This window comes from Parabacteroides sp. AF27-14, assembly GCF_003635425.1.
Lineage (GTDB): Bacteria > Bacteroidota > Bacteroidia > Bacteroidales > Tannerellaceae > Parabacteroides > Parabacteroides distasonis.
The window spans coordinates 72109-82082 of sequence record NZ_QTLZ01000009.1; the positions used below are offsets into that span (position 1 = coordinate 72109).

The window sequence follows — 9974 nt, forward strand, 5'->3', positions numbered from 1 at the left end:
TAAAAATACAGGACTATGTTGTTAGCGATAGACTTCACGAACCTGCACGAGATATTGCAGGCATTGTATCAGGACATGATGCCGCTCTGCGAGAAGCTGACGGGTGTAGCCAAGGGAATCGCCGGGCTGGGTGCGCTGTTCTACGTAGCCGCCAAGGTGTGGCAGGCGCTCGCCCGTGCCGAGCCCATCGACGTGTACCCGCTGCTGCGCCCGTTCGCCATCGGGCTGTGCATCCTCTTCTTCCCCACCTTCGTCATCGGCACGATCAACACGGTGCTCTCGCCCGTGGTGAAGGGCTGCCACGGGATGCTCGAATCACAGACCTTCGACATGAACCGATACCGGGAACAGAAGGAGACGCTGGAGAGGGAGGCGTTCCGGCGTGACCCGGAGAAGGCGTATCTGGCGAGCAAGGAGGACTTCGACAAGAAGCTCGACGAGCTGGGCTGGTCGCCCAAGGACTTGAAGACGATGGCGGTGATGTACATCGACCGGACGGAGTACAACATGAAGCGGAGCATCCGGCTGTGGTTCCAAGAACTGCTCGAACTGCTGTTCCAGTCGGCTGCGCTGGTGATCGACACGATACGGACGTTCTTCCTGATCGCCCTCTCCATCCTCGGTCCGATAGCGTTCGCCCTCTCGGTCTATGACGGGTTCCAGAGCACGCTCACGCAGTGGATAACGAGGTACATCTCCATCTACATGTGGCTGCCCGTGAGCGACCTGTTCAGCTCGGTGCTGGCACGGATCCAAGTGCTGATGCTCACCCGTGACATCGAGGCGATGAGCGACCCGACCTTCATCCCGGACAGCTCGAACACGGTGTACATCATCTTTTTAATCATCGGGATATTCGGGTACTTCACCATACCGACCGTCGCCAACTGGATCATCATGGCGGGCGGGGTGAGCCACGCCAACCGTGCGATGAACCAGACCGCCACGAAGGTAGGCAACGTCGCCGCAGCGGGTGCGGGCGCAGCCGTGGGGAACATCGCCGGAAAAATCATCAAGTAGCGGCGGATGTCCCAAGAACATGAGTCATAACGAATAAAAAACCGGAAACATGGAATTTAAAAGTTTGAAAAATATAGAAACGAGCTTCAGGCAGATACGGCTCTTCACGCTGGTATTCGCCAGCCTGTGCGCCGTGGTGACGGGCTTCGCCCTGTGGAAGTCGTACAGCTTCGCCGAGGCGCAGCGGCAGAAGATCTACGTGCTGGACAACGGCAAGAGCCTGATGCTGGCACTCTCGCAGGACGTGCGGCAGAACCGCCCGGTGGAGGCACGGGAGCACGTGCGCCGCTTCCACGAGCTGTTCTTCACGCTCTCGCCCGACAAGTCGGCTATCGAGGGCAACATCAAACGCTCGCTGCTGCTGGCGGACAAGAGCGCCTTCAACTACTACAAGGACCTCTCGGAAAAGGGGTATTACAACCGGATAATCTCGGGGAACATCAACCAGATGATAGAGATAGACAGCCTGCGGTGCGACTTCGACAAGTACCCGTACAGCGTGCGGACATTCGCCCGGCAGATCATCCTGCGGGAAAGCTCGGTTACGGAGCGCAGCCTTGTGACCCGCTGCCGCCTGCTGGATGCGGTCAGGAGCGACAACAACCCGCAGGGCTTCATCATCGAGGGCTTCGAGGTCACGGAGAACAAGGATTTGCAGACCCTCAAACGCTGACGGACATGATAGGCAAGTTCATCGTAAAGGCGCAGGATTGGGCGGACGGGAAGCTCCGCCGCCTCGCCGGGCGTATCTCGCCCGACATGCGTGTGGCAATCATCCTCGTGATGCTGGTGGCGTTCGGCGCACTGTCGGTCTATATGACCGTCTCCGCCATCTACCGCATCGGAAGGAACGACGGGAAGGAACTGGGGATAGAGCATATCAGGCGCCTGCAACTACCCAATGACAGTATTGTCAACCCCTTTGAAAGCGGACGGCATGGGACTGGTGGAGAGGTTGAGTGAGTGGCTGCTCCGCCGCCGGGAGCGGCAGGAGGAGCGGAACATGAGGCAGGTAACGGCGTATTTCGGAAGCCTGCTGAAAAAGAGGCGTGCGGATGCCGGCGCAATCCTCCAGTCCGTCAGGGACTACCGGGACTGCCCGGAGGTGACAAGGAAACAGGCGGAGCTGCTGCTGGAACACAGGTTCTTCCGGTACGTGTACCAGACGGGCTATCCCGAATGGCGGGCGGTCATGGACGCCCTGAAAGAGACCCGTTACGGGATGCGTGAGGGGACGGCAATCCCCCGGAGCGTGAAGGAGGCGGCGGAAAGCCCGATGCTGCGTCTGTCGGCGCAATACAAGGTGCTGGAGTACGAGTACACGAGGCGCAACGCCCCGCAGCCGTTATCCCCCGAAGCGCAGGCGGAACGGGATGCGGCGCACCGGCTGCTGAACTGCTGCATGAGGGAGGGCGACCTCGACGCACTGAAAAGGCTTGCCTTGAAAGGCGAGAAACCGGACGACTCGGTGGCCATCCGCCACGGGCTGGCGGAAGGCTACCGCAGGCTCGAAGAACTGAGCCGGGAATGGAACGAGGAGATGCGGGGCGACAACCACACCGTCATGGAACAGATCGAGTTGCGGGAGGCGGACGAGCGGGGAAAGCTGATGCGGCAAGCCGCCGCCCTTTACGAGAGGAAGACGGGCGGCAGACTGCCCGGCGACTATCTGGAAGCGGTGAAGGCGGAACGGGCGCTGCTCCACGGGCTCGCCCGCCACGGCTGGGACGGTCAGCGGGAAGTACCGAAGGAGACGGTGGAGAAGTACGGGCTGACGGAGGACTTTGCCGGCATCGCCCGGCTGAGGTGGGACTACCACCTGAGCGAGGACAACGGCGACCTCTCCCGTGACTACCCGGAAGCCGCCATCGGACGCCACAACCGTGCCATCCGGGAGCGTGCGGCGAAAGAACTGGCAGGTCTGGAAGCGAGGCTGTTCCCCGAAAAGGCGGCAAGCCGGGAACGGAAGGCTGCGCACCTGCGGGCGGACAACCGGGCAAGCCCCACGGTGTCGGTCGGGCGGGAACAAAAGGAGCCGCCCGGCAAGCGACAAACCGGAGAGACAGGCAGAAGGAAGCCTCCGGGAAGGAGAATCAGAATGTAGGACAACCATAAATTTTTGACATGATGGAAGAACAGAACCAAGAAAAAGCAACGGCAACGCAGCACGTAAAGGCGGCGGATGCCGCAGCCCCGGAGACGGGGAACGGAAAGAAAGAGGACAAGGGCGGCGGGAAAAAGGAGAAGAAGACTGCCAAGCCGCTCACCCCGAAACAGTTGCAGCAACGGAAAAAGCTGATGGTATATCCGCTGATGGGCTTGCTGTTCCTCGGCTCGATGTGGCTGATATTCGCACCTTCGGAAGAGCGGGACGTGAACCGGGACACCGTGGGGGCGTTCAACGCCGACATCCCCCTGCCGGAGAACGACGGGATCATCGGCGACAAGCGGAAAGCCTACGAGCAGGCGCAGGCGGAAAGGCGGCAGGCGGAGAAGGTGCGCTCGCTGGAGGACTTCGCCTTCTCCGAAGAGAGCGATACGGACAGGGTGGAAATGGAACTGCCGGACAGCGAGCCGGAACGGGAACCGTTCAGGGACTACTCGGGCAACAGCGGCGGCCGCTCCTCCGTCGCCGCCTACCGGGACATCAACCGGAAACTCGGCTCGTTCTACGAGGAGCCGAAGGTGGACGGGGAAAAGGAGGAGCTGAAAAGGCAGGTGGAGGAGCTGACCGCCAAACTGGAAGAAAGGGAACGGCAGGCGGGCGGAATCGACGATCAGGTGGCACTGATGGAGAAGAGCTACGAGCTTGCCGCCAAGTACATGGGGCAGAACGGGCAGGACGGCGCAACCGTGCAGGCACCCGCCACCGGGCAGGGCGGCAACGGTCTGGGACAGCCCGCCGTGGCGGTGCAGGCGGCACGGGAGCGGACGGTATCGGGGCTGCGACAGCCCCTAAGCGATGCGGAGTTCATGCGGCGGTACAGCCAGCCGAGGAACTACGGCTTCAACACGGCGGTGGGCAGCGGGTACGCCCTCGGGAAGAACACGATAGCCGCCTGCATCCACCAAGACCAGACGGTTATGGACGGTCAACAGGTGAAGCTCCGGCTGCTCGAACCGTTGCAGGCGGGAAACCTGATTATCCCACGCAATACGGTGGTATCCGGTACAGGCAAGGTGCAGGGGGAACGGCTCGACATCACGGTATCGTCCGTCCAGTACCAAGGTAACATATTGCCGGTGGAGTTGGCGGTCTATGACAACGAGGGAATGAAAGGGCTGTGCATAGAAACCTCACTGGAGCGGGAAGCGGCAAAGGAGGCGATGGCGAACATCGGCGGCGGGCTGGGAACGAGCATCTCGTTCGCACGGAGCGCCGGGCAACAGGTGGCGATGGACATCACCCGTGGGCTGATGCAGGGCGGCAGCCAGTACCTCGCCAAGAAATTCCGCACGGTAAAGGTGCACCTGAAAGCGGGTGATCCGCTGATGCTCTACGCCAAACAACAATAAATCAATAAATTATAAAACCATTAAAAAGTAAAGACAATGAAAAAGATTTTTGGATGGGTCGCCCTGCTTGTGGGCATGGTGACGGGTGCGAACGCACAAGTGAATGATACGATACGGCGGACCACGGGCAACGACCTGTATCAGGGGATTACACGGAAGCTACCCTACCGGCAGATGGTTACGCCCCACGGGGTGCAGGTGACGTTCGCCAAGACGGTGCATATCATCTTCCCCTCGGCGGTGCGGTACGTGGATTTGGGAAGCGACCGGATTATCGCCGGGAAAGCGGACGGTGCGGAGAACGTGATCCGGGTGAAGGCGACGACCGAAGGGTTTCCGGGGGAAACGAACTTTTCCGTCATCTGCGAGGACGGGAGTTTCTACTCGTTCAATGCCCGGTATGCGCATGAGCCGGAGATGCTGAACATCGAGATGAAGGATTTTTTGGAGAACGGGGACACGACGGACTTTTCGCATACCCGCATGAACATCCATTTCCGTGAGCTGGCGGGCGAAAGCCCGCTCTTGGTGAAGCTGATCATGCAGAGCATCTACAAGGAGGACAGGCGGGAGATCCGGCACTTGGGCTGCAAACGCTTCGGGGTGCAGTTCCTCCTGAAATCCGTCCACTCGCACAACGGGCTGTTCTATTTCCACACGGAAACGAGGAACAGGTCGAACGTGGCTTTCCGGACGGACTTTATCCGGTTCAAGATCGTGGACAAGAAAGTGCCGAAGCGCACCGCCATTCAGGAACGGGTGATAGACCCGGTGCGCAGCTACAACGAGGTGCTGGTGACGGAGGGGAAAAGCGACGTGCGCACGGTGTATGCCGTCCCGCAGTTCACCATACCGGACGACAAGCTGCTGGTCATCGAGCTGTTCGAGAAGGACGGCGGCAGGCACCAGACCATCCGGGTGGAGAACGCCGACCTCGTGGCGGCAAGACAGATTAACGAACTGAAAATCAAGTAAGCGATGAAAAGGTTACTGTTCATTATCCTGCTTTTCGGGGTGTGCCTGACTTTCAACCGGGCACACGCCCAACGGTGCCTGCCCGGAATGAGGGGCATACAGCTCACGGGTGGGCTGTCGGACAACATGCGCTGGAAAAACGGCGACGGCTTCGGCTACCACGCCGGGATAGCGGTGAGCACCTACACGAAGAACGCCCACCATTGGGTGGTCGGTGCGGAATACTTGGAGAAGCGGTACGGCTACCGGGACTGCCTCTATCCGGCGAGCCAGTTCACGGGCGAGGGCGGCTATTACCTGAACTTCCTGTCAGACCGGAAGAAGACGTTCTTCGCCGCACTGGGGCTGTCCACCCTTGCTGGGTACGAGACGGTGAACTGGGGCGAGAGCCTGCTGCCGGACGGCTCCCGGCTCACGGATGAAGACAATTTCATCTACGGGGGTGCGCTGACGCTGGAGCTGTCCGCCTACGTGACGGACAAGATTGTCTTGCTGGTAAACGGTCGCCAACGGGTGCTGTTCGGTGGCGACTGCGGGAAGTTCCACACGCAGGTCGGCGTGGGAATACGTTTTATGATTCGATAACAACTGATTGATTGCAAAGTATATGAAAAAGATAATCTATCAAATGCTCACGGGCTGCTACATCGTGGCCGCCCTCGTGCTGGTCGCAGCCTGTAATGACGGGCTGGACATTCAGACGAAATACCCGTTCACGGTAGAGACGATGCCCGTCCCGAAGGAGCTGAAAGTGAACGAGACGGCGGAGATACGGTGCGAGCTGAAACGGGAAGGACGCTGGGAGGACACCCGGTACACGATCCGCTGGTTCCTCTTCGACGGGGAAGGCACGCTCAAACTGGACGACGGCACGGCGTTGCTGCCCAATGACCGCTACCCGCTGGAGAAAGAGACGTTCCGGCTCTATTACACCCCGCTGTCGGACGAACAGAGCGGCTTCACCGTCTGGGTGGAGGACTCGGACGGTCAGGCGGTCGAGCTGGAGTTCGACTTCAATGCGGACAACGACAAGGAGGACGGGGATGGAACGGAATGATCTGGTTTTATACCTCGACATACCGGAATTTTCCGAAGCCCTGCATGCCTCGAAGTGGCGGACGGACATTGTCCTTCCACAAGCGGGGGACAATATATGTCCGGAAAACCTGCTGTCGGAGAAAACGCTCGCCATGCTGGAGACGGTTTCCGCCGGGGAGGTCTGGGAAGACATGAAGGACGACTGCCGGACCATGCGCCGGGTCGTGGAGCACGAGCTGTTCCGGGTGACGGAACGGGGATTTCACCTGCGCAGGGACGGGACACCGTGCTGCACGCTGACGCTGCAAAGATACCGTGTGCACGATGCCGGAAGGCGGATGAAAACAGAAGTGCCGCCACCTTGTCCAGCCCGGGGCGTGGAACGGAAAAGCGGGAAAATCCGGTTTTATTTCCGGAAATACTTTGTGCATATCGACGTGCCGGACACGCTGCCGCAATACCCGGAGGTGCGTGAGTTCGTGAACATAAAGTCGCTGCTCTCGGAGGCGGATAGAAAACTGCTGGCGGAAACGGAATGCGATGAAGCGGAAAGCCTGCTGGAGTGGATAGAGAATGAAGGCTATTGCCATGTCCGGGCGAGATGCTGGACGCCGGACGAGGAGAGCGGCGGATGGATGTGCGTGTTGTCGGTGGATGTTTAAAGGGGTTTATAACAAGAAAAAATGTAAAAACATGGAACGAGAAGAAAGAATGTATCAGGTGCCTTTAGAGATGATATGCAGGCACGACCGCACGGCGGAGGTCTGCCGTGCCGCCGTTGAAGAGGACGGCTGGCAGTTGGAGAACGTGCCCGAGGAGATGAAGACTCCGGAACTGTGCCGGAAGGCGCTGGAAACGGAAGCGGGATTCGGGAACGACTTCCACCGGGGGCTGGTCCAGCATATCCCGTCCCCGGAGGTGTGCATGGAGGTGCTGAAGGAGTGCCGGGAGAACAACCCGGAAGAACTCTACGGGGTGGCGGTGGCTATCCGCCCGGAGGTGATGAACGGCGAAATGGCGGACTTCCTGCTGCCGCTGGACGGCAGGTGCATCAGCATCCTGCCCGTGCACCTGCAAACGCCGGAGCGGGTGCGGGTGGCGGTGGAAACGTCGGGGATGTCCGCCGTCGGTCGTGGCGGAGTGCCGAAAAGCCTGCTCACGCCCGATGTGTATGTCAGGTGCGCCGCCCACAGCCGGGAGTCGCTGATGATGATCCCGTGGGCGGAACGCTCGCCGGAGGTCTGCCTGATGGCGAAGACACTGTACCCGGACTGGGTGAGGAACCACCCGGAGTTCGTGCCGGAGAGCGTGCGTAACCAAGACAGCATCTACACGCTGAACAGCCTGATGGAAAGCCTGACGGGAGAAAAGTTCAGCTACCGGCAAATGACGGACTTCTACAACGGGAAGCCGCTGGAGGTGAAACGGATGGAGACGCCGGACGGCGTGCAGAAGGACAAGTCGGTGAAGTTCGACAAGGAGACGGGGAAGTTCTCCTTCTCCGACATCCGGCAGGAGCGGAAACGGGGATTGAAGATGTAGCGTGAGCTGTGCAGCAGACGAAATGGAAAGCATCCTTCGGGATGCTTTTTTCATATCCGCCCTGCCGCTTTCCGGTTTCTTTTGCTTCTTGTTCTTTTCCCGCCCCGCTCACGAAAGAAAAGAAGTGCAAAAAGGATAGCGAGCAAAAAAGGGGACGCTTAAAGCATCCCCTCGTCCATGTAGCTGAGGTAGGTGTCCTCGGTCAGTATGATGTGGTCCAAAAGCTGTATGCCGATTGCCTCGCAGCCTTTCTTCAACTGGCTGGTCAGGTTGTTGTCCGGCGTGCTCGCCACGGTCGAGCCGGACGGGTGGTTGTGCGAGAGGATGATTCCCGAGGCGTGGGAGACGAGAGCCGTCTGGAGGACGATGCGTATGTCCACCACCGTGCTGTTCATGCCGCTGCGTGAGACGCACGAGACGCCCAGCAGCCTGCCTGCGCCGTTCAGGTACATCGCCCAGCACTCCTCGTGGTGCTGCATACAGTCCTCGTAGAAGGTCTTGAGGATGTCGTAAGACTCCTTGGAAGAGTGGATTCTAACTCTCTTGGATGCGTCAGCGTCCTTGTAACTTACGGTGATTTGAGGAAAAGACAGTGTATTCATAATGCAAAAAATTAAAAGTGAAACATTTATTTTTTGCTTTGGGGCACGGGGAAAGAGCGGACTTCATGCAAGGCTTTTGCGTGGAATACGACCCGAAGGTGTGGAGATTGCGCGCAAAACCGTCAGGTTCAGCCTTGCTACTTGTCCGTTTTTCCCCGTAGGTTTGCTAAAAAATGAGTGTGGAGCTTGGCTAAAAAATCCGGTGGGTCAAGGGGTTTCTTTTTGCTTCTTTGTCTTTTCCCGCCCACGGCTCACCGAAAGAAAAAGAAGTGCGTCCGAAAATCGGGTCAATCCTTTCCCACGGGCGGGTAAAAAAAGAAGTCCGGGCGGATCGCTACCCGTCCCGGACTTCCGGCGATGAAACATAGAGGGGGGATGTTATGGCGTGATTTCCCCCGTTGCGATTAAATTCCCATCCGAATAATACGCTATCTTCCCGTAGGTAAATCCCATGTCGGGAATGGCTACGAAAGCGATATAGTCCGAATACTCCCTGCCTTTGAGGTTCTTCCCGACAAGGTTGTTGAATATCATGGGGATGCTATGACCGTCCTCGCTGTAAAGGACGGTTTTCCCGTTCTGTCTGATTTCCCGCTTCATGCCGTTTCCTTGAAAAGTGTCCCGTCGATAAGGTACTCCCAATTATTCCTGTGGCTCTCGTCCGTGAAATACTCCTCGCTCTCGCAATACTCGCAATCGTCACGGCACGAGCGGAAGAAGTTTTCCAGACAGTCACGCATGAGTTCCTTGAAATTCCGTGTGTCGGGCGAGCGCATGAAGTCCATGAGGGGCTGCAAGATGATTTCGTCCGACACAACGCCCGTGAAGGGGCATTCGCAAGTGACGGAGATACGGCTCCTGCGCCTTTTCTTGCGGTCTTTCGTCCAATAGACCTTGGGCTTGTACAGCTCCGCATGGAAGTTGTTATAGAGGTAAGCCAGCAAGCGGACGCCTGAAAGTTCCTCCGTGTCCGCCTCGTGCTTGGTATAGAAACGGTAAGCGTATGTGCAACTGTCGTAACGGTAGTTGGTGCAGGCAATGCGGAAAAGGTTGCAGAAGGCTTCGAGCGTGTCGCAGTTCTCGGAAGCATACGGGTAATCGTTTCCCTTGGCAAGCCAGTCGGTATAGGCTCTCTGACGGGCTTCGTCCTCCAGTTCCGCAATGCCGAATAGTGTATAGGTTCTCTGTACGGTTCGCATAAGTTTGAAAATTTGAAAGTTTGAAAATCGGTTTCTTTGCTATCTTTCTTTTTCGCCACGGCTCACGAAAGAAAGTAGCGGG

At 58.4% G+C, this 9974-nt stretch carries 13 protein-coding genes; 10 read left to right on the forward strand and 3 right to left on the reverse strand.

From position 1 onward, the window contains the following. Positions 1–15 precede the first annotated feature (15 nt). From traJ to DWY79_RS11285, 10 genes are all read left to right on the forward strand, one after another. Positions 16–1020: a conjugative transposon protein TraJ gene (gene traJ, locus DWY79_RS11240; protein ID WP_057097673.1), complete on the forward strand. Its 1005-nt coding sequence runs from the start codon at positions 16–18 to the stop codon at positions 1018–1020. 49 nt (positions 1021–1069) lie between these two features. Beyond that, the gene (traK, locus tag DWY79_RS11245) at positions 1070–1693 is read left to right on the forward strand and encodes a conjugative transposon protein TraK (protein WP_009017677.1); all 624 of its coding nucleotides are present in this window, start codon (positions 1070–1072) and stop codon (positions 1691–1693) included. Positions 1694–1698: 5 nt separating this feature from the next. Continuing rightward, positions 1699–1983 (forward strand): TraL conjugative transposon family protein, encoded by a 285-nt coding sequence (locus DWY79_RS11250; RefSeq protein WP_117913005.1) that lies wholly within the window; start codon positions 1699–1701, stop codon positions 1981–1983. Beyond that, positions 1958–3124 (forward strand): hypothetical protein, encoded by a 1167-nt coding sequence (locus tag DWY79_RS11255; protein ID WP_117913007.1) that lies wholly within the window; start codon positions 1958–1960, stop codon positions 3122–3124. Before DWY79_RS11250 ends, DWY79_RS11255 begins: the two co-directional genes overlap by 26 nt. Before the next feature lie 20 nt (positions 3125–3144). Further along, positions 3145–4536: a conjugative transposon protein TraM gene (gene traM / locus DWY79_RS11260; protein WP_117913009.1), complete on the forward strand. Its 1392-nt coding sequence runs from the start codon at positions 3145–3147 to the stop codon at positions 4534–4536. 36 nt (positions 4537–4572) lie between these two features. Continuing rightward, positions 4573–5511, forward strand: coding sequence for a conjugative transposon protein TraN (gene traN, locus DWY79_RS11265; protein WP_117913011.1), 939 nt, complete (start codon positions 4573–4575; stop codon positions 5509–5511). A gap of 3 nt (positions 5512–5514) precedes the next feature. Further along, complete coding sequence (locus DWY79_RS11270; protein WP_117913013.1) at positions 5515–6096, forward strand: conjugal transfer protein TraO; 582 nt, start codon at positions 5515–5517, stop codon at positions 6094–6096. 22 nt (positions 6097–6118) lie between these two features. Continuing rightward, positions 6119–6568 carry a DUF3872 domain-containing protein gene (locus DWY79_RS11275; RefSeq protein ID WP_117873658.1) on the forward strand — a complete coding sequence of 150 codons (450 nt, stop codon included), beginning with the start codon at positions 6119–6121 and terminating at the stop codon, positions 6566–6568. 319 nt (positions 6569–6887) lie between these two features. Further along, positions 6888–7211 (forward strand): DUF4460 domain-containing protein, encoded by a 324-nt coding sequence (locus tag DWY79_RS23040; protein WP_233563970.1) that lies wholly within the window; start codon positions 6888–6890, stop codon positions 7209–7211. Positions 7212–7242: 31 nt separating this feature from the next. Further along, a complete protein-coding gene (locus DWY79_RS11285; RefSeq protein ID WP_117873692.1) occupies positions 7243–8091 on the forward strand; it encodes a hypothetical protein in 849 nt (282 codons plus the stop codon). 158 nt (positions 8092–8249) lie between these two features. Here DWY79_RS11285 and DWY79_RS11290 read toward each other — a convergent pair whose 3' ends face one another. From DWY79_RS11290 to DWY79_RS11305, 3 genes are all read right to left on the reverse strand, one after another. Next, positions 8250–8693 carry a RadC family protein gene (locus DWY79_RS11290; protein ID WP_004326124.1) on the reverse strand — a complete coding sequence of 148 codons (444 nt, stop codon included), beginning with the start codon at positions 8691–8693 and terminating at the stop codon, positions 8250–8252. Positions 8694–9071: 378 nt separating this feature from the next. Further along, positions 9072–9293: a hypothetical protein gene (locus DWY79_RS11300; RefSeq protein WP_118032923.1), complete on the reverse strand. Its 222-nt coding sequence runs from the start codon at positions 9291–9293 to the stop codon at positions 9072–9074. After that, positions 9290–9892 carry a hypothetical protein gene (locus tag DWY79_RS11305; protein WP_118032922.1) on the reverse strand — a complete coding sequence of 201 codons (603 nt, stop codon included), beginning with the start codon at positions 9890–9892 and terminating at the stop codon, positions 9290–9292. The genes DWY79_RS11300 and DWY79_RS11305 overlap by 4 nt, the downstream gene beginning before the upstream one ends. Positions 9893–9974: the final 82 nt, after the last annotated feature.